This is a genomic window from Neobacillus terrae (assembly GCF_011393025.1).
In the GTDB taxonomy this organism is placed as follows: Bacteria; Bacillota; Bacilli; order Bacillales; family Cytobacillaceae; genus Neobacillus_A; species Neobacillus_A terrae.
On the sequence record NZ_JAAOEO010000004.1, the window covers coordinates 161,194 to 179,077 of the forward strand.

General features: G+C 41.4%; 21 protein-coding genes and 1 other annotated feature. Of the genes, 3 read left to right on the forward strand and 18 right to left on the reverse strand.

Annotated features, from left to right (window positions below):
- Positions 1–5: 5 nt before the first annotated feature.
- Complete coding sequence (locus G8761_RS07450) at positions 6–653, reverse strand: DUF421 domain-containing protein (RefSeq protein WP_166025187.1); 648 nt, start codon at positions 651–653, stop codon at positions 6–8.
- 199 nt (positions 654–852) lie between these two features.
- Between G8761_RS07450 and G8761_RS07455 the strand changes: the two genes are divergently transcribed.
- Complete coding sequence (locus G8761_RS07455; RefSeq protein WP_166025525.1) at positions 853–1,263, forward strand: TIGR04086 family membrane protein; 411 nt, start codon at positions 853–855, stop codon at positions 1,261–1,263.
- A 64-nt stretch (positions 1,264–1,327) separates the two neighbouring features.
- Here the strand turns inward: G8761_RS07455 and yajC are convergent, their stop codons facing one another.
- Genes yajC through ruvA form a run of 5 tightly spaced genes read right to left on the reverse strand, consistent with a single transcriptional unit; the run spans position 1,328 to position 5,513 of the window.
- On the reverse strand, positions 1,328–1,603 hold the full coding sequence (gene yajC / locus G8761_RS07460) for a preprotein translocase subunit YajC (RefSeq protein WP_420800233.1): 276 nt from the start codon (positions 1,601–1,603) through the stop codon (positions 1,328–1,330).
- Positions 1,604–1,640: 37 nt separating this feature from the next.
- Positions 1,641–2,780 carry a tRNA guanosine(34) transglycosylase Tgt gene (tgt, locus tag G8761_RS07465; RefSeq protein ID WP_166025191.1) on the reverse strand — a complete coding sequence of 380 codons (1,140 nt, stop codon included), beginning with the start codon at positions 2,778–2,780 and terminating at the stop codon, positions 1,641–1,643.
- Between the two features lie 39 nt (positions 2,781–2,819).
- The gene (gene queA, locus G8761_RS07470) at positions 2,820–3,848 is read right to left on the reverse strand and encodes a tRNA preQ1(34) S-adenosylmethionine ribosyltransferase-isomerase QueA (protein WP_166025193.1); all 1,029 of its coding nucleotides are present in this window, start codon (positions 3,846–3,848) and stop codon (positions 2,820–2,822) included.
- A 41-nt stretch (positions 3,849–3,889) separates the two neighbouring features.
- Positions 3,890–4,891 carry a Holliday junction branch migration DNA helicase RuvB gene (ruvB, locus tag G8761_RS07475; protein WP_166025194.1) on the reverse strand — a complete coding sequence of 334 codons (1,002 nt, stop codon included), beginning with the start codon at positions 4,889–4,891 and terminating at the stop codon, positions 3,890–3,892.
- A gap of 10 nt (positions 4,892–4,901) precedes the next feature.
- Positions 4,902–5,513, reverse strand: coding sequence for a Holliday junction branch migration protein RuvA (gene ruvA, locus G8761_RS07480; protein ID WP_166025196.1), 612 nt, complete (start codon positions 5,511–5,513; stop codon positions 4,902–4,904).
- 135 nt (positions 5,514–5,648) lie between these two features.
- On the opposite strand from ruvA, the gene G8761_RS07485 reads away from it, so the two are divergent.
- Positions 5,649–6,182, forward strand: a complete 534-nt coding sequence (locus G8761_RS07485; RefSeq protein ID WP_166025197.1) for an endonuclease — start codon at positions 5,649–5,651, stop codon at positions 6,180–6,182.
- Positions 6,183–6,258: 76 nt separating this feature from the next.
- On the opposite strand, the gene G8761_RS07490 is transcribed toward G8761_RS07485, so the two are convergent.
- The 4 genes from G8761_RS07490 to safA form a co-directional block, all read right to left on the reverse strand.
- Positions 6,259–6,819, reverse strand: a complete 561-nt coding sequence (locus G8761_RS07490) for an intercompartmental signaling factor BofC (protein ID WP_166025199.1) — start codon at positions 6,817–6,819, stop codon at positions 6,259–6,261.
- A 249-nt stretch (positions 6,820–7,068) separates the two neighbouring features.
- Positions 7,069–7,728 carry a YhcN/YlaJ family sporulation lipoprotein gene (locus tag G8761_RS07495; protein WP_243449933.1) on the reverse strand — a complete coding sequence of 220 codons (660 nt, stop codon included), beginning with the start codon at positions 7,726–7,728 and terminating at the stop codon, positions 7,069–7,071.
- A 186-nt stretch (positions 7,729–7,914) separates the two neighbouring features.
- A complete protein-coding gene (locus G8761_RS07500; protein ID WP_166025527.1) occupies positions 7,915–8,895 on the reverse strand; it encodes an aminoglycoside phosphotransferase family protein in 981 nt (326 codons plus the stop codon).
- Complete coding sequence (safA, locus tag G8761_RS26815; RefSeq protein ID WP_338000921.1) at positions 8,885–10,600, reverse strand: SafA/ExsA family spore coat assembly protein; 1,716 nt, start codon at positions 10,598–10,600, stop codon at positions 8,885–8,887. The genes G8761_RS07500 and safA overlap by 11 nt, the downstream gene beginning before the upstream one ends.
- 194 nt (positions 10,601–10,794) lie before the next feature.
- Between safA and G8761_RS07510 the strand changes: the two genes are divergently transcribed.
- Positions 10,795–11,337, forward strand: a complete 543-nt coding sequence (locus G8761_RS07510; protein WP_166025201.1) for a transcription repressor NadR — start codon at positions 10,795–10,797, stop codon at positions 11,335–11,337.
- Positions 11,338–11,378: 41 nt separating this feature from the next.
- Here the strand turns inward: G8761_RS07510 and pheA are convergent, their stop codons facing one another.
- The 8 genes from pheA to G8761_RS07550 all read right to left on the reverse strand — a co-directional run bounded on the left by pheA (position 11,379) and on the right by G8761_RS07550 (position 17,840).
- Entirely contained in the window at positions 11,379–12,227 is an 849-nt protein-coding gene (pheA, locus tag G8761_RS07515) for a prephenate dehydratase (protein WP_166025203.1), read from the reverse strand.
- A 463-nt stretch (positions 12,228–12,690) separates the two neighbouring features.
- The gene (locus tag G8761_RS07520) at positions 12,691–13,146 is read right to left on the reverse strand and encodes an ACT domain-containing protein (RefSeq protein WP_166025205.1); all 456 of its coding nucleotides are present in this window, start codon (positions 13,144–13,146) and stop codon (positions 12,691–12,693) included.
- 26 nt (positions 13,147–13,172) lie between these two features.
- On the reverse strand, positions 13,173–14,465 hold the full coding sequence (obgE, locus tag G8761_RS07525; protein WP_166025207.1) for a GTPase ObgE: 1,293 nt from the start codon (positions 14,463–14,465) through the stop codon (positions 13,173–13,175).
- A gap of 72 nt (positions 14,466–14,537) precedes the next feature.
- A complete protein-coding gene (locus G8761_RS07530) occupies positions 14,538–15,077 on the reverse strand; it encodes a sporulation initiation phosphotransferase B (protein WP_166025209.1) in 540 nt (179 codons plus the stop codon).
- A 179-nt stretch (positions 15,078–15,256) separates the two neighbouring features.
- Positions 15,257–15,550 carry a 50S ribosomal protein L27 gene (gene rpmA / locus G8761_RS07535; protein WP_027320142.1) on the reverse strand — a complete coding sequence of 98 codons (294 nt, stop codon included), beginning with the start codon at positions 15,548–15,550 and terminating at the stop codon, positions 15,257–15,259.
- A gap of 12 nt (positions 15,551–15,562) precedes the next feature.
- On the reverse strand, positions 15,563–15,892 hold the full coding sequence (locus G8761_RS07540; RefSeq protein WP_166025211.1) for a ribosomal-processing cysteine protease Prp: 330 nt from the start codon (positions 15,890–15,892) through the stop codon (positions 15,563–15,565).
- Positions 15,893–15,904: 12 nt separating this feature from the next.
- On the reverse strand, positions 15,905–16,213 hold the full coding sequence (gene rplU / locus G8761_RS07545; protein WP_027320144.1) for a 50S ribosomal protein L21: 309 nt from the start codon (positions 16,211–16,213) through the stop codon (positions 15,905–15,907).
- A gap of 12 nt (positions 16,214–16,225) precedes the next feature.
- Positions 16,226–16,305, reverse strand: a sequence feature (ribosomal protein L21 leader region).
- Positions 16,306–16,352: 47 nt separating this feature from the next.
- On the reverse strand, positions 16,353–17,840 hold the full coding sequence (locus G8761_RS07550) for an Rne/Rng family ribonuclease (protein WP_166025213.1): 1,488 nt from the start codon (positions 17,838–17,840) through the stop codon (positions 16,353–16,355).
- Between the last annotated feature and the right edge of the window lie 44 nt (positions 17,841–17,884).

Consider the following 17,884-nt stretch of genomic DNA (forward strand, 5'->3'; position numbering starts at 1 on the left):
CCGTTTTAATCTTCATCTATTTTGTCTATAAAAAACTGGCCGCTTTCGAAACTGCAAAACGATATTTTTTTTACATCTGGAAAGCCTTTTTTCTTGAGTTCCTGTCGCAGCCAAAGATAGGTCTTGTCTATCCTTTTAAGGTTTTCCTCCTGAACAGCACCATCTATAATTAGGGGAATGGTCATATCACCATTTTTAGTCGCATCCTTTTCCAAAACAGATAACTTCCCAGAAGGCTCTAAAATGGCAAACTCCACGTCTGCTATACTTCTTATATTTTTTTCTCTTAGTTGCAGAAGAAGGTCATCGAAATTATACCGCTGCTTTCTCATTTCGCCTTCGTCAATCTTTCCATTTTTAATGATAATGGCAGGCCTTCCATCGATCAAATCCCTGAATCTTTTGCTTTTAAGGGAAATGATTGCAAGAGTGAGCTGAACTATCATTAAAGTTACCATAGGAAGGACTGTGTGCATGACGGGAAGTTTTAAATCCTCGATTGCTACTACAGCCATTTCGGCAATCATGATAAATACAACAAGATCGAGAATGCTTAGCTCACCGATTTCTCTTTTACCCATAAACCTGAAGATAACTAAAATAAGAATATAAAAAAGAATTGTACGAGAAATAATTACCAAGTATTCTTCCAATTATATTTCCCCCTAACTAAGTCAACGTGTAGTATTAACTCTTTGCCAGGACTTTATGTACGGAACTATCTTCCAAAAAAAGCTGTCTATGCATTTTTTAATTCTATTTTTAACAGTCAGGAATATGCTTGTACTAGGGATATCTTGCTGCAGACGACTCTTTAGTCAGCTCCGGCAGGCAGAAAGTCAGCCTATTGGCATGTGTAGGGAGGGGAAGAAAATCGAATCAAAAAGTATTGGGACTTCTCTTTTGTATGGCTTAATTTTTATCTTGGTTTTTGCAGTTGCAAGCAGTCTTATTTTTTCATTGATTCTTAGATTTACTTCTGTAAGGGAAATTTCATTGCAGTATTATATAACTGCAGCGTCTTTCATTGGTCTTTTTGGAGGAGGCTTTTTATCTGGCGGGAAAGGAAAGCATAAAGGATGGCTTCTCGGGGGGCTTACAGGCTTTGTGTATTCCTTACTAGTCTTTTTATTTCAATGGCTGGGCTTTGACCGCTTATTTTCCGGTGAACAGGTAGTATACCATGTTTGCTATATCCTTATAGCCATGATGGGCGGTATTCTTGGGGTGAATATGTCTTCTAATTCAAGAAAGGCAATATAGCCGACATTTGCTGAAGTAAAAAAAATGAAAAAGGAAGCCTTTGTCGGCTTCCTTTTTCATTATCTTATTTTGCCAGTTTGTCTTCTGCTTGCGCTGTTACTTCACGAATAGCAGAGCGGTCATATGTAAGACGGCTGCCGTCACCACATTTAATGACAACTGTACTTTCATCAATAGCATCTACGAAACCGTGAAGGCCCCCAATCGTAACGATCCGGTCACCTTTTTTGAGCTCGCTCTGCATGTTCTGAACCGATTTTTGACGCTTTTGCTGCGGACGGATTAACAGAAAATAAAACAGAACAAACATTAAAATTAATGGTCCTACTGTAGTTAACATAACTTGCATGTCCCTCCTTCCTATCAAATCATATCTATTAGAAGTTTTTCGCGTCAGGCTTATTGAAACCGTAACGTTCAAAAAATTCTTCTCTAAAATCACCAAGCCGGTCTTCCCTAATTGCCTGTCTGACCTGCTCCATTAAGTTTACCAGAAAATAAAGATTATGGTAAGTTGTTAAGCGAATGCCAAACGTTTCTTCACAGCGAATAAGGTGACGAATATAAGCCCTGCTGTAATTTCGGCATGTATAGCAGTCACAGTTCGGATCCAGTGGCCCGAAGTCACGCGCGAATTTGGCGTTTTTTACAACAAGCCTTCCTTCACTGGTCATCAATGTTCCATTCCGGGCAATCCTAGTAGGCAGCACGCAATCGAACATATCAATTCCTCTAATGGCACCGTCAATTAGAGAGTCTGGTGAACCAACTCCCATAAGGTATCTAGGCTTATTATTCGGAAGCAATGGCGTTGTAAATTCAAGAACGCGGTTCATAACATCCTTGGGCTCGCCAACTGACAAACCTCCAACTGCGTATCCTGGAAAATCAAGAGAAACAAGATCCTTGGCGCTTTGCTTTCGCAGCTCCTCAAACTCCCCACCTTGAACAATTCCAAATAGCCCCTGATCATTCGGACGCTGATGGGCATTTAGGCAGCGTTCTGCCCAACGTGAAGTCCGTTCAACCGATTTCTGCATATATTCATATGTAGCTGGAAATGGCGGACACTCATCAAAAGCCATCATTATATCTGATCCGAGAGCATTTTGTATTTCCATTGCTTTTTCAGGAGACAAGAATAACTTATCGCCATTAAGATGATTGCGGAAATGTACGCCTTCCTCTTCAATTTTACGGAATTCACTCAAACTAAAAACCTGGAAACCGCCTGAATCAGTAAGAATGGCCCGATCCCAATTCATAAATTTATGGAGCCCGCCGGCTTCCTTTACAATTTCGTGCCCGGGGCGAAGCCATAGATGATAGGTATTGCTCAAAATAATATTTGCACCTAACTGTTTTAGCTCCTCGGGTGACATGGTCTTAACTGTTGCCAGGGTTCCCACCGGCATAAAAACAGGAGTTTCAAAAGATCCATGTGGAGTATGAACCCGTCCCAGCCGGGCACCTGTCTGTTTACATGTTTTAATTAATTCATAGCGAATGGCTGTCAAAACTCTTTCTCCTTCCATTGTATCAGGTGACTTCGCCTGTTAGATGATGAGCATTGCGTCACCAAAGCTAAAAAAGCGGTATCTTTCCTTAACAGCTGTGTTGTAGGCATTCAGTATATTCTCTCTGCCTGCCAATGCGCTGACAAGCATGATTAATGTTGATTTTGGCAGGTGGAAATTCGTTATCATTCCGTCTATAGCTTTGAATTGATAGCCCGGATAAATAAAAATATCTGTCCAGCCACTGCCCTCTTTAAACTCACCATTATGCTGAGTTGCAATGGTTTCAAGTGTTCTTGTTGAGGTTGTCCCCACAGAAACAATCTTACCGCCCTGGCTTTTAACCTCATTTAGGAGGCGGGCAGTTCCTTCAGACATCATATAAAATTCGGAGTGCATTTCATGCTCGAGAACATCCTCCACGTTCACTGGCCTGAACGTTCCCAACCCAACATGAAGGGTAATAAAGGTTACATGCACCCCCATTTCCCTTATTTCTTCCAATAATTCCTCTGTAAAATGAAGGCCTGCAGTCGGCGCAGCCGCAGATCCCGGCTCCTTGGCGTATACAGTCTGGTATCGTTCACGGTCATCAAGCTGTTCTTTTATATAAGGAGGCAGCGGCATTTCACCAAGCTGCTCTAGAATTTCATAGAAAATCCCTTCATAACTGAACTTTAATGTTCTCCCTCCGTGCTCAGAGGTTCCCGTACACACAGCAGTTAAAATTCCGTCCCCAAAATTAATACGGGTGCCTTCTTTAACTCTTTTGGCTGGTTTGATTAGTGTTTCCCAGGAATCATCCTCGAGCTGCTTTAAAAGAAGAACTTCAATATTTGCACCTGTATCTTCCTTTACACCAAATAAACGTGCAGGAAGAACCCTTGTATCATTTAACACAAGACAGTCCCCAGGATTTAAATACGTTTTGATATTTGGAAAAGTTTCATTTTTTATTTCACCTGTCTGCTTATTAAGCACCATTAGCCTGCTGTCTGTACGATTAACCAATGGTACCTGTGCAATTAATTCTTCCGGCAAATAAAAATCAAATAAATCTACTTTCATAAAAAGACACCTTCTATTTTTAAGTTTTGTTGCTCTGGGAGTTATTCTGCAGGCATTTCAATTTGAAAATGGCGGTATACCTGCTCCGTAACAATTCTTCCTCTTGGAGTTCTTTGTAAAAAGCCAATCTGAAGCAAATAAGGCTCATAAACATCCTCAATTGTATCTGCTTCTTCTCCAATAGTGGCAGCAATAGTTTCTAGCCCTACTGGCCCGCCCCTGAATTTTTCAATGATTCCTAGGAGCAATTTATGGTCAATATGATCAAGGCCGCGTCTGTCAACCTGTAAAAGCTTGAGAGCCTCGTTTGCAAAATAAAGATCCACCGTACCATCCCCGCGTACCTGGGCATAATCTCTTACCCTTCGAAGAAGCCGGTTAGCAATCCTGGGGGTCCCCCTTGATCTTCGTGCAATTTCTCCTGCCGCTGCATGATCTATAGTTGTATCAAGCAGATCTGCGGTTCTTGAAACAATGCTTTGTAACTGTTCTTCCTTATAATACTCGAGCCTGCTTAAAACTCCAAATCTGTCCCGTAATGGCGCCGAAAGTGCCCCGGCCCGTGTGGTTGCTCCAACAAGCGTGAATGGAGGCAAATCAAGGCGGACTGATCTTGCCCCTGGACCTTTTCCAATTACAATATCAATACAAAAGTCCTCCATGGCAGGATAAAGTACTTCTTCAATTGACCTTGGGAGCCTATGAATCTCATCGATAAACAATATATCGCCCGGCTCAAGCGCTGTAAGAATAGCTGCAAGGTCCCCAGGCCGTTCAATCGCCGGGCCAGACGTAGTACGGATATTGACTCCCATCTCATTTGCAATAATAGTAGCGAGCGTTGTTTTTCCAAGCCCCGGCGGCCCATAAAGAAGAACATGGTCGAGAGTTTCCTGCCGCTGTTTCGCTGCTTCAATGAAAATCCCTAGGTTTTCCTTTACCTTATCCTGCCCAATATATTGTCTGAGAGTTTGAGGCCGCAGGCTTTGTTCAAATGACATATCCTGAACGTCTGCTTCATTTGAAATTATACGTTCTTCCATTTTTACCACCTTATTTTAAAAGCCTCTGTAAGGCTTTCTTAATATATTGGTCCGTTGTCAGCTGTTCCTTCCTCAATTCCGGCGATATTTTCTTGATTTCTTTCTCGGAATAGCCAAGTGCCTGAAGAGCCAAAACAGCTTCATCAAAGGCTGAAGGCTGACCAGCCTTTTGAAATTTATTATCCTCAGTATTAAATAAATTAGGGAAAAAGTCAGGAACAATATTTTGCAGTTTGCCTTTCAAATCAAGAATCATTTGCCTTGCTGTCTTTTTTCCCACTCCCGGGAATTTCACCAAAAAAGCCTCATCTTCATTTTCAATTGCCTGTACAACCTGCTCCGGCTCGCCTGAAGCAAGAATAGCTAAAGCACCCTTTGGACCAATTCCTGTCACATTTAAAAGTTTCGTAAACAAGGTTTTTTCTTCTCTGCTGTTAAATCCGAACAATGCCATTGCATCTTCACGGACATAATGGAACGTATATATTGTAATTTGGCTGCCAACTTTGCCAGAGTATACGAAAGGATTCGGGGTGGAGATTTGAAAACCTACCCCATTATTTTCAACTACTATGTATTCCGGGCTGATATAGTCAACCGTACCTTTAATAAATTCAAACAACGTATTTCTCTCCTCTTCTTTGTGTACCTCATTTTATCATACATTTTTTGTTATGTTTAAGAAAATAGTTGCCAACATATGACTAATTCCTTATAATGGGAAAGGTTCAAATATTCTGACCAAGGGGGTTTTAAAATGAAAAAATTATTAGCACTTCTTGCTGTTTTGACACTGATTTTTTCAGTAGCAGGCTGCTCTTCTGCAAAACAAGATAAAGCAGACAAGGGAACAGCAGAAAAAACAGAGAAAAAAGAAGATAAAAATGCTTTAACGGATGAAGTAAAAGCGAAGATGTACAATGCAGTCCGCATGGGTGAATTGAAGGTTGCCCAGGTATATGCTCATGATGTAGGTGCAGATGGTACCACTCCAGTATTAAATGCAAGCTTTGCTGATGAAGCAGCTGCTCAATCTTTCTTATCCAAGTATTACTCCGAAGATCTTGCAAAGAAAATTGTTGCTTCTTATACAACTGGACAAAAAACTAAAGAGGGCCAAATTATTGTAAAGGCTGATCCTTTCTTTAATCCATCATTCCTTGAAACTAAACAGGCTGATGTAACATTTGAAGGAGATGCAAATAAAGGCACTCTAAAAACAACTGATCATGGTACATATACTGTTGAACAAAAAGACGGTAATTATGTTGTGACTAGTTACGAAAAATAAAATAAGCAAAAAAAGGCAAGGCTGAATCTTCAGCTTTGCCTTTTTTAATGTATTATCAACTAGCAGCCTATACTGCTTACTTATCTTCCTTACCTTCATTCACAGAATAAGCTTTAAAGGTTTCAAGCACTTCAACATACCGGTCTTTTGTTTTTATCGGTATCCCTTTCCGCAATTCCGCCTGCTTCGTACTCTCTAGCTTTTTCATATCAATTTGAAAAAAAGATTGTATGATTTTTGACTCATCGGGTTTACCGAAATAAATGGTCAATACCCCTTTTCTATTAATCCCAAAGTATCCGTTTACCTTTAACAATGGGGAAATATCATCAACTTGCTTTGTAAAAACAAATTTGGTGCCATCCCTGTCTGTAAGCTGCCATTGGTCATATTTTGCCCAAAAGTCCGCCATTGACCATACCTTTTCCTTCACTACTTCTTCACTAATTTCTCCATCAAGATAGACTCTTTCGAGGATGACAGTCAGCCTTCCAGGGTTTTTGCCTACTTCCTGAGTTAATGGATGTCCCTTTTCAACTTGCCCATGAACGGTGCCGGCATAACCCGATTGTATGATAAAAAATACTACGGCTGCTCCAATACCTGACTTAATCGCTGCTCTCCAATTGTCACTCATCCATGGCCACCTCTTTTGTTCTAAAATCATGTTTTAATGTTTAATATATATTTAAAAATTGTAAAATAGGCTGGCTCCAAACCTGTTAAGGTGAGCAAGACTTTTTATTTGTCCTTAATTTTATTCTGTCCTTTTTAACTAGATTTATCCTTATATGAAAATGCGAAATAACACAAAGAAGTGAACGCACCATAAAAACACGACAAAAGGACAAAGCAGCCCGCTTTGCCCTTGTCTGATGATGCTGCACTATCTGGCTCCGCCTTCACGTATATCATTATGCCTGTTTCGGTTTCGTGTAAAAGTTCCTTCATCTGTTATAATTGTACATGACTTTTTGCCAATATACGGCCTTACTGCTTTTTGTATTCTCTTCTTGGTATCTTTAGCCTTACTTTCATCCTTCAGGTCAACTGTTATAACAACCGAAGTTCCATAGGCAACAGAATGGACATCTCTTACATTTCTAACGGAGGCAGCCGCGCGTTCAATATTCGCTGCATTCGAACCGCCTTTTCGCAAATGGTTGTTCAGATGTCCGTGGTAATTAGTATCACCTGTGCTGAATTGATTATCTTTTTCATAAAAGTTTTTGTCGCTTTTAGCCAAAGGGACAGTAGGATTTGGCGGGTTGCCATTCTCATCCCTTACCTGCAGCATTCTTCGCTGTTGTTCCTGAGCCCGTTTTCCTTCTCCTCCAAGCGTGTGGTCCATCATTTCTGTTATTGGCCCATCATTTTCGTCCAGGAGTCTTGCATTTCCGCTCTGATCGTTTTCATTTGAATAATATCCCATTGGGCTTGCATTATTTCTATTTGTACTTTGAGCACCCTGTCTGTCATTGCCCGTACAGCCACCCAAAGCAGCTGACAGTGCAATAACGGCTGACATTGTTACTAATTTTTTCAAGCGAACACCCCCTCGCTTTATAAAGAATAGGCAAGTATGTGCCTATTTCTTAGCGTGTATCATGGGGGACTTTTCATACCGGAAGTTGCTGCCAGCCTGATGAAATAAAGCTATACCTCTTTCACCGCATCGCCTTTAGTAGTCGCAGTAAATTATTGATTAAAGCGAATAACCAAAGTTTCCATTTTATTCGACTTTTATCCGCTTTTTTAAGATTTTAAAAAATTGCCTTCTTAGGCTCCATTGTCCAACTGTAAGGTCGTACACCTGTCTTGATTGTCTGGAATGAATATAGGATTTGTCCTTTATAATCCTATTCCATTCCCTAAAAATATCCGCAGGGTAAGCCAGTGAATAAAGAAAAGCAAGATCTTCCATTTTATTTTTAAAGAACGGATACCTTTTTAAATCCCCATAAGACCATTGCATAAAGGGAAGTATTCTATTTGCATATTGTAAAAAATCCACCGAATCCGGCCCTATTCCAATTAAATCAAAGTCAATGAGCATTAATTTACCAGAAGCACTGCGCAAAAAGTTGTGATGTGCTACGTCCCCATGCAAGATAACATATGGCTTTTTTGTGAAGTAATCTTTATTTTTCTCCATGCCTTCCATACTCCAATACGCCCATTCCATTAATTCGTCAATTACGTCTCTTTTTAAAAATGACTCCAATAAAGGACGCTGGCTGGAAAAGTATTGAGCCCGGTCCTTCCACTTTCCAAGAAGGTCCGCATTCGGGATGAGTGTCCTGTACCTTTGTTCAAAACCAGAAGTAACCTGATGGAACTCCCGCAAAAGCTGGAGTCCTTCCTTACGTTCACCTTTTGTTTTATAGGAAAAAGAAACAGGATGTGGCTCAAGATATTCTATGCATCCAAAATACAATCCTTCATGAACTAAGGGTTTTGTACCCGCTGGATAATCAAAAACATAGGTGTCCAGAAAGCCTTCCTTTCGGAGAGTTGAAGTAAACGTTTCCTGAAGCTTTAGTTTTTTATAGCTTGAATATCCCTTTAAAATATACTTTTTCTTTGATGTTTCAACTAAATAGACTTTTTTTCGGATTGGGGTGATATGTTTTATTTGGCCTTTGAATTGTTCTTGGAAATAGGAGAAGAGACGATTAAAATAATCATCGTCTCCTCTCTTGTTAATCGTCATATTCACTGCCTTCCTCCAGACGTGGCATTGCGTAAGGAGTAGTTCCCATTGGTCCCATTCCATATGGGCTCATATAGGGAGCCTGGTACATTTGTCCTCCGTATGGGGCTGAATAGACTGGCGGAGTACCTTGCATCACCATTGGTGACTGCATTCCTCCGGCCTGTGGATTTGCCATCATCCCTGATTGCATTCCTGCAGGATATCCAGCCATTGGCATTTGCATACCTGGATTCATTCCCATCATATCTGACGATTCTCCTGGGTTCATCATCATTCCCTGAACATGAGGTACCTGACCCATTTGAGGATAACCATAGCTCATTGGTGCGTATGGATATCCCATCGCTGGTCCTGTGAAACCTGGACCTGGCATAACTGGAGAAACAGGATAACACTCCTCTCCAACGGGTGCTACTGGGGCCATAGGGGCTTCAGGATATACCGGCATTTGAGCAACTGGCTGCTCCGGCATTACTGGCGGAGGTGCCGGTGCCTGCATTACCGGCGCGGGTGCTGGCTGCAAGATTGGCTGCTGCTGAACAATCGGTGCTTCCTTTTCAAGTCTTTGGTACATCGGCATTTGACCCATTTGTCCCATTGGCATCTGGCCCATCGGCATTTGACCCATTTGTCCCATTGGCATCTGGCCCATCGGCATTTGACCCATTTGCCCCATTGGCATCTGGCCCATCGGCATTTGACCCATTTGTCCCATTGGCATCTGACCCATCGGCATTTGACCCATTTGTCCCATCGGCATCTGACCCATCGGCATTTGACCCATTTGTCCCATTGGCATCTGACCCATCGGCATTTGACCCATTTGCCCCATTGGCATCTGGCCCATCGGCATTTGCGGCATAAAAGATGAAGATTCTTCACTTTGATAATATGGCATATAAGGTGCTCCACCCTGAACCGTACCCTGACTAACTTGTGCAGGCATTGGTACAGCTCCCATTACTCCAGGATTACCAGGATACATTCCTTGACCGACCGGCGGCATCATTGCCCCCTGGACTGGTGCATATGGCATTGGCTGTTGAGGATACCCCCATGGATAATTAAAGCCAGGCCCTGGCATAACAGGTGTAACGGGTACGCAATATTCTGGACACATTGGCTGTTCGACTCCTCCTTCACAAGGCATTTGAATAGGTGCTTGAATTGGTGCTTGAATTGGCATTTGAACAGGTGACTCTGGGTATACCTCTTTTGGCATTTCTTTTGCTGGAAGAATAGGTGCTGGAGCTGGCTGGAGCGGTGGCTGCGGCTGCTGTACAGACATATTGGCCATGTTCAGCATGTAGTAGTTGTTAATATCAATTTCAGGGACCACTGGCTGTGGCATTGGCGGAACGGGCGCAATTGGAGCTTCTTTTACGATTGGCGGCATTGGCGCTTCCTTTACAGGTGTTACTGCAATTGGAGACGGTACAGGCTGCTCTTTTATTGGGTGTTGCTCAGCAATGGGCATTTCTTTCTTTGTGCCCGCATTGAATGTACCTGGATTTGATTCCACCTTAGGGTTTGCTTTCTTTACCATCCCCCCTGAAGTAGGAACTTTCACTTTCATACCGGGCATAATCATATCAGGGTTGCTGAGCTGGGCATTCATTTTTTTCAGCTCTTCAAAGTTCACGCCGTACTTCTTGGCGATTTTCCAAAGAGTATCCCCTTTCTGTACGATATGGATTTTCACTCTGATTTCCCTCCTATGGCATAAGTCCATACATTGTATGTCAAAATGGGCAAAGTGCTAATAATCTACACAAAAACTTATGCTTTCATCCGAAAGAATATGTTTACCCTCTTTCGGAGGGTAAGTCCTTTTTTCTCTTGATGCTTGTATGATAAAATTGGTTGAATACTGGTTTTTAAGGGGAGTAAAGATAAATGGATGATAAAAAAATACTGGGCGATGAAAGACGGTCACTTATTTTGCAGCTCCTTAAAGACAGCACGGTGCCCATTAAGGGCAGCGATCTCGCTGCAAGAACAAACGTCAGCAGACAGGTCATTGTCGGGGATATAACCCTTTTAAAGGCTAAAAATGAACCTATCATTGCCACAAGTCAGGGGTACATGTATTTTAAACCTAATAACGCAATCCCTTCTTTTGAAAAAATTATAGCCTGTTTCCATCCGCCAGACAAAACAGAGGTAGAACTTACTCTATTAGTTGAAAATGGAGTGACAGTAAAAGATGTAAAAATAGAACACCCTGTTTACGGAGATTTAACAGCATCTATAATGGTTTCTAACCGTTTTGAGGTTCACGAATTTATGGAAAAAATAAAATCTACCAAGGCAGCATTCCTATCTGAATTAACTGGAGGATATCACCTACATACATTAACTGCTTCTTCAGAAGCTAATCTGGTTCGTGCTGAACAGGTCCTATTGAAGGCAGGATTTTTAATTGATGTTTTAAGGTAAGAAAAAAGGATGCTGCGCAGCTTGCGGGCATCCTTTTTTTACTAATTTCTATAGGAGGGATAACTTCCAAGAACCTTTATCAAACAGCCAAGTGCTTCTAGTTCGGCAATGGCTCCTGGTATTAAAACCTCGTCTATTTTCATCTCAATATCAATTATAAAAAAATAATTGCCGATCCCGGTCTTCATTGGTCTGGATTCTATTTTGGAAAGATTAAGCTTCCTCCAGGCGAAGGCTGCTAGAACCTGGTGAAGAGCTCCGGCCTGGTCAGATGGCAAAGTCACCATTATTTTGGTTTTAAATCCTTCGAATCCCCTATTGACCTTCAGCTTTGCCTCGCCATGTCTTGTGAGTACTACAAATCTCGTATGATTAAATTCATAATCATGTATATTTTCAGCGACAATATCAAGTCCATATTCCTCCGCAGCCAATTCATTTGCTATAGCAGCAATAACCAGGTCTGGATTTTCCTTTACCTTTTTTGCTGCAGCAGCTGTGGATGCACTGCTCTCCAGCATTACTCCATTAAAGGATGTATGCAAAAACTTATGGCATTGCGCAAGGGCATGAGGATGGCTAAAGATTTGTGTGATCTCTCTTTTTTTACCTCGATTTTGACTGTGAACCATCAAATGCTGCCTGATGGGCAAAGTCATTTCTCCTGCAATTGGCAAATCGGTTTCATGTATTAAATAATCCAGTGTAATATTAACAGACCCCTCAATGGCGTTTTCAAGAGGTACTATACCAATATCAACACTTCCGTCAGACACAGCATCCATACAATCTGGTATAGATTGAAAAGGCTGAAGATCCTCTCCCGGAAATAAGCTTCTTGCTGCTATCTCTGTAAACGTTGCCCTCGGACCTAAAAACCCAATTCTCACTCTTTTTTCCCCCTATAACAACCATTATTCTCCCTTGGCCTATACACCTTACTGACATTATTTTTCTCTTGATCTTTTTTATTTTTGCGATAAAATCCGGATGAATGATTTTTAACGAATTGGAATATCCTCGAAGTCTGGCTCGAGGACAAATCTTTGATTAAAACGATGCCAAATGTCCGCGAAAGTCAGTCTCAGGAACTAGTCTTTGTTTGGGACCATACGAAATTGTACTCGATAATCGGCCAATCCGATTTGGTCGTTCATAACCCTGATGACTACTTTTTACTGATCGCCAACTCCGATCCGGTAATTCAATACTGTAAATTTACAGTTGTCTTCTACAACCCAGAGGCAGGTTGGGCCGAAGATTCTTGCGGAATTTTATATAGAAGTAAAGAAGAAACCCGGCATTTGCCGAGTTTCAATTTTCCAAGGAAAAACAGGGTCTAGCCTTCGAGCATTATGCGCCCGTACCCAGCACCTCAACCTTTTCCACAAATTCCAGCCTTCTTAATTGAGTCAGAAGATCTTCAATCTCCATTACTATTCCAGCTGTGTTTAATGAAAGGGTAACATTTGCCCTTCCCTGCAAAGGAATAGTTTGATGAATAGTAAGAACATTGCAGCCTGAAGTTGCAACCACACCAAGCAAATGGGAAAGCGTTCCAGACCGGTCCTCCAGATGAAAGAAAAGAGTGATTAACCGCTCCTTGCTGACGGTTGAAAAAGGAAACACGGTATCCCGGTACTTATAAAAAGCACTTCTGCTTAAGTCTACCTTATGTACGGCTTCCCACACGGAATCAGCTTTACCACGGTCAATCATTTCTTTTACTTCAAGTGTTTTTTTCATAGCTTCCGGAAGTACATCTTCCCTGACTAAATAAAACTTTTTATCGGATTTATTGGCTCTCATCTCTCTCACCCATTTACTTCTATGGTTTACTCCACGAATTCGAATTCAAATTCCAATAGTCTTACAATGTCACCATCTTTGGCGCCCCTTTGTCTCAGTGCATCATCCACACCAAGCCCACGAAGCTGCCTTGCAAAGCGCCGAACAGATTCTTCCCTTGAGAAATCAGTCATCTTAAACATCTTTTCTACCTTTTCACCGGAAACTACATAAGCACCGTCTGGATCCCTTGTAATTTTAAAGGCATCAGGATCTGCTTCATGTTTATATAGGACACGGTGTACACCGGTCTCTTCTTCCTCTTCATGTTCAAGCGGGAATTCAGGTGTTTTTTCAATCGTATCAGCAATTGTAAATAGGAGATCCCTAAGTCCTGAACGTGTCACAGCAGAAATAGGGAAAATTTGATGTTCCTCGTTTAGCTTTTCTTTAAAAGCTTTTAAATTTTCTTCTGCTTCAGGCATGTCCATTTTATTGGCTACAATAATTTGTGGACGTTCTGTAAGACGCAGATTGTATTCCTGTAATTCTTTATTAATTGTAAGATAATCGTCATAAGGGTCTCTGCCTTCCATTGCCGCCATATCAATCACGTGAACAATTACCCTTGTTCTTTCAATATGACGGAGAAACTGATGGCCTAAACCAACCCCCTGATGGGCTCCTTCAATTAATCCTGGTAGATCAGCCATAACAAAGCTTCTGCCATCCTCTGTTTCAACCATACCCAGATTTGGGACAATGGTTGTAAAGTGATATTCTGCAATCTTTGGTCTGGCAGATGATACAACCGATAAAAGAGTCGACTTTCCAACACTCGGGAATCCAACAAGACCTACGTCGGCAAGAAGCTTTAATTCAAGAATAACATCCCGCTCCTGTCCTGGCTCTCCATTTTCCGAAAGTTCAGGTGCTGGATTGGCGGGAGTGGCAAAACGTGAATTTCCCCGTCCTCCGCGGCCGCCTCTGGCAATCACGGCCCGCTGCCCGTGTTCAACAAGGTCAGCAATAACCTCTTTTGTTTTATCATCCATAACAACTGTACCAGGCGGCACTTTAACCACCATATCTTTTGCGTTTCTGCCATGCTGGTTCTTAGACATGCCATGTTCACCCCGAGGGGCTTTAAAATGGCGCTGATACCGGAAGTCCATAAGGGTTCGCAAACCTTCTTCGACTTCAAAAATGACATCGGCTCCACTACCGCCGTCTCCGCCGGCAGGGCCGCCCTTTGGTACATATTTTTCACGGCGGAATGCGACCATTCCATTACCGCCGTCTCCACCTTTTACATATATCTTGACTTGATCGACAAACATTTTTTGTTCCTCCCGTCTGCTTTCTGCAGCATAAACTGATGGGCGACGAGAATCGCTGTTTTTATACCTCTTCTAAACAACTGGCATAAAAATTTCCAGAGCAAACTCATTCTCGGAGAATTCCTCGACAACGATTTCCATCTCCTGATTATTCGAATCTGCCAGGAATTGTTCAATCAGTTTAACTTGTTTTATTATTCCTCTAAAATCAAAAAAGAATCGGGCTCCTTCATCCTGCTTTTCAATGCCCACTGACAAATGATTCTCCTGAAATGGTTCCACGGAATTATCAAGGCAGGCAAAGAAGGATTTTGTCCAATAGGTAAGAAGATCTTCATTAAGATCTGGTAAACCGCCTTCACCAAGAACTTCATATTCGAGCTGAAATTGGTGGCTTTCCCAGTTAGCTGTTAATAATAAAGATGCAAACAGGGGAAGCTTAATATTTGAAAGCTTTGATTCCTGCTGTGCCTCAATGATAATCTCTTCAACAATTTCTTTTACCCGTTCAATTCTGTTTAAGTCCATATTTCCTTTAATTAACTGAAGCTTATTAAGCCAATCATGGCGTGAGTGCCTTAGCACTTCTATTATATCCCATTCTTTTTCCATACTTAACTCCTGTTATAAAAGTCGGAATGCTTTTGCTGTAAGTATATCAAAAAAGCAACCCGTAGTAAGCAAATTTATGCAGAAATGATAAGTCTGGCCAATCAGGGAGAATATAGGAACTCTCTTATTTGAAAAAAAAGAACCCTAACCAAGTCAGGTTAGAGTTCTTATGCAATAGCTTAAGCTTCTTGAACTACTGGATAAACGCTCACTTTTTTACGGTCACGACCGAAGCGTTCGAATTTTACAACGCCGTCTACTTTTGCAAATAGAGTGTCGTCTCCACCGCGGCCAACGTTTTCACCTGGGTAAATCTTTGTTCCGCGCTGGCGGTAAAGAATAGAACCACCGGATACGAATTGACCGTCTGCACGTTTAGCACCAAGGCGCTTAGAGATTGAGTCACGTCCGTTTTTTGTTGAACCTACTCCCTTTTTGGAAGCAAACAACTGAAGATCCAATTTTAATAACATGTATTCCACCTCCTATTTTTTGAAGGTAATTCTTATGTGCTTTCCGTACTCTTCTTCAATAGTCTGAAGTGATACAACCATTCCCTCGAGAAGAATCTGAACTTTCTCCATGTGCTGCTCCGGAATATTTTCCGGGATAACACATTGAAGCAAGCCTGAATCATGCTCAATTTCAGGAGTAATGCCGGTCAGCATGTGAATGGCATTAACAGTCCCAACGGAAACAGCTGAAACACCTGCACAGACAATATCATTTCCCTTGTTTGCGAAAAATGCATGCCCGCTGATTTCAAAAGATTGAATAGATCCGGAGTTCGTTCGATTAATAATAACATCAATCATTTTATCTACGCCTTACGCGTTGATTTTGCCAATAACAACTTTAGTGTACGGCTGACGATGACCTTGCTTTTTACGGTTGTTTTTCTTTGCTTTGTACTTGAAAACGATAATTTTCTTTTGACGGCCTTGTTTTTCAACAGTAGCTGTAACAGAAGCGCCTTCAACAACAGGGCTGCCTACCTTTACATTTTCTCCGCCAACGAAAAGAACCTTGTCAAAAGTAACCGTTTCGCCTGCTTCTGCGTTAAGTTTTTCGATGTAGATGGCTTGGCCTTCTTCTACACGGATTTGCTTACCGCCAGTTTCGATAATTGCGTACATAACTGCACCTCCTTGTAAACTCAGACTCGCCAACCCAGGCGTTTTGCTCATGGCAAAATCTTAGTACCTGTTCTGAGCGGTTGTAGCACGGGTGCTACAAACATAACATGAAAATACTATCATAATTTGCATGATAGTGTCAATACAATTCCTTTGTTTTTTGCTCTATTGCATCAATATCTCCAAATTGTTTGATCGTATAAAAGTGATGGCAGGATGGACGAATAACAAAGAATATTTTAAACCCGGCTGCTTCTTCAAGAAAAGCCTGATAGCTGGAGCGCCCGCCAGTAAACATATTTTTTACTTCCTCTGTGGTTTCGATCAGAACCGCTTCGTATTCTGAATTTCGATGTTCAAAAAGCTCTCTCTCGAGACGAAAAGCAATTGTCTCAGCACTAAGGATTCGTCCCGTGCCTTCACATGTCTGGCATTTTTCCGTAAGTGCTTCAGACAGACTTACATTTGTTTTTTTTCTTGTCAACTGAAGGATGCCGAGGGGGGTAAACCCTATTACTTTAGTTTGTTTTCCGCTGCCTGCCATGGATGATCTTACTCGTTCCAGAATGGCCTGTCTGTCTTCTTCAAACTTCATATCAATAAAGTCAATAAGGATAATACCCCCAAGGTCCCTAAGACTTAGCTGCCGGGCAATTTCTCGTGCTGCCATCATATTGGTCTCTTTAACCGTATCACGAAGGCTGGATTTTCCAGAGAATTTTCCTGTATTTACATCAATAATCGTCAAGGCTTCTGCTTCATCAAAGATCAAATATGCTCCATTTTCCAGCCATACAATTCTCTTTAATGCTTTATTTATTTCTTGTTCGATTTTATAAAATGAAAAAACATTTTCTTTTCCGTTATAAAAAGTAAAATGAAGTTCCTCTTTATTTTCTTTTGGCTTTTGGGCTTCAAGTCTCAATTTTAGCGAGAGATTATCAATCACTACCTCTCCTGAATCCATTTTTCCGATTTCATCAAGAAGAGTCTCCCAAAATAGGTCTTTTCGTAAAAGAAGTTCTGTTTTTTTTAGGCTAGAGGCTTTTTCTAAAAGCTCTTTGCTCTCCTTTCTTAAAGCTTCTATTTCACCGAGGAGCGCAGACTCTTTCATCATTGCTGAAGATGTACGAAAGATCATTCCTTCGTGTTCATCTTTAGCGCCGGCACCAAGTTTTCTGAGAAGCTCCCTTTCTGCTTCATCATCTATTTTTTTTGACACTGCAACATATCGTCCTTGTGGCATATAAACTACATTTGGGCCGGAAAATTCAAGTATTCCTGAAACACGTGGACCCTTCGTTCCAGTTGCGTCCTTTTCAACTTGTACCAGAAGCTTTTCACCTTGATGTAAAAAAGAAGATATTCCTTTCGATTCTTTTTGGGGATCGTCGGAATGGATAAACGCAGCTACTTTATTTCTTGGCAAAAAACCGCTTTTTTCCTCACCTATATCAATAAAAGCAGCATTTAGCCCAGGCAATACCTTGGTCACTATTCCCAAATAGATATTTCCTACCAGGGATATCTGATCAGGCTGGTCGATCATTAGCTTATCAACCGTCTTACCGCTAAGCAATGCATATCTTTTTTCTCTTGATTCATAATTTACAATTAGTCTTTGCAAAGAAGTATCCCTACTTTATCTGAGTAATTTCTTATATTATACCG

What these genes read in the sequence shown, in the direction of transcription:
- G8761_RS07455 (WP_166025525.1), top strand. Translation starts at nt 853, where the DNA reads ATGTGTAGGGAGGGGAAGAAAATCGAATCAAAAAGTATTGGGACTTCT.
- yajC (WP_420800233.1), bottom strand. Translation starts at nt 1,603, where the DNA reads ATGTTAACTACAGTAGGACCATTAATTTTAATGTTTGTTCTGTTTTAT.
- queA (WP_166025193.1), bottom strand. Translation starts at nt 3,848, where the DNA reads ATGAAAGTAGATTTATTTGATTTTTATTTGCCGGAAGAATTAATTGCA.
- ruvB (WP_166025194.1), bottom strand. Translation starts at nt 4,891, where the DNA reads ATGGAAGAACGTATAATTTCAAATGAAGCAGACGTTCAGGATATGTCA.
- G8761_RS07485 (WP_166025197.1), top strand. Translation starts at nt 5,649, where the DNA reads ATGAAAAAATTATTAGCACTTCTTGCTGTTTTGACACTGATTTTTTCA.
- G8761_RS07490 (WP_166025199.1), bottom strand. Translation starts at nt 6,819, where the DNA reads ATGAGTGACAATTGGAGAGCAGCGATTAAGTCAGGTATTGGAGCAGCC.
- G8761_RS07500 (WP_166025527.1), bottom strand. Translation starts at nt 8,895, where the DNA reads ATGACGATTAACAAGAGAGGAGACGATGATTATTTTAATCGTCTCTTC.
- G8761_RS07510 (WP_166025201.1), top strand. Translation starts at nt 10,795, where the DNA reads ATGGATGATAAAAAAATACTGGGCGATGAAAGACGGTCACTTATTTTG.
- G8761_RS07520 (WP_166025205.1), bottom strand. Translation starts at nt 13,146, where the DNA reads ATGAGAGCCAATAAATCCGATAAAAAGTTTTATTTAGTCAGGGAAGAT.
- obgE (WP_166025207.1), bottom strand. Translation starts at nt 14,465, where the DNA reads ATGTTTGTCGATCAAGTCAAGATATATGTAAAAGGTGGAGACGGCGGT.
- G8761_RS07530 (WP_166025209.1), bottom strand. Translation starts at nt 15,077, where the DNA reads ATGGAAAAAGAATGGGATATAATAGAAGTGCTAAGGCACTCACGCCAT.
- rpmA (WP_027320142.1), bottom strand. Translation starts at nt 15,550, where the DNA reads ATGTTATTAAAATTGGATCTTCAGTTGTTTGCTTCCAAAAAGGGAGTA.
- G8761_RS07540 (WP_166025211.1), bottom strand. Translation starts at nt 15,892, where the DNA reads ATGATTGATGTTATTATTAATCGAACGAACTCCGGATCTATTCAATCT.
- rplU (WP_027320144.1), bottom strand. Translation starts at nt 16,213, where the DNA reads ATGTACGCAATTATCGAAACTGGCGGTAAGCAAATCCGTGTAGAAGAA.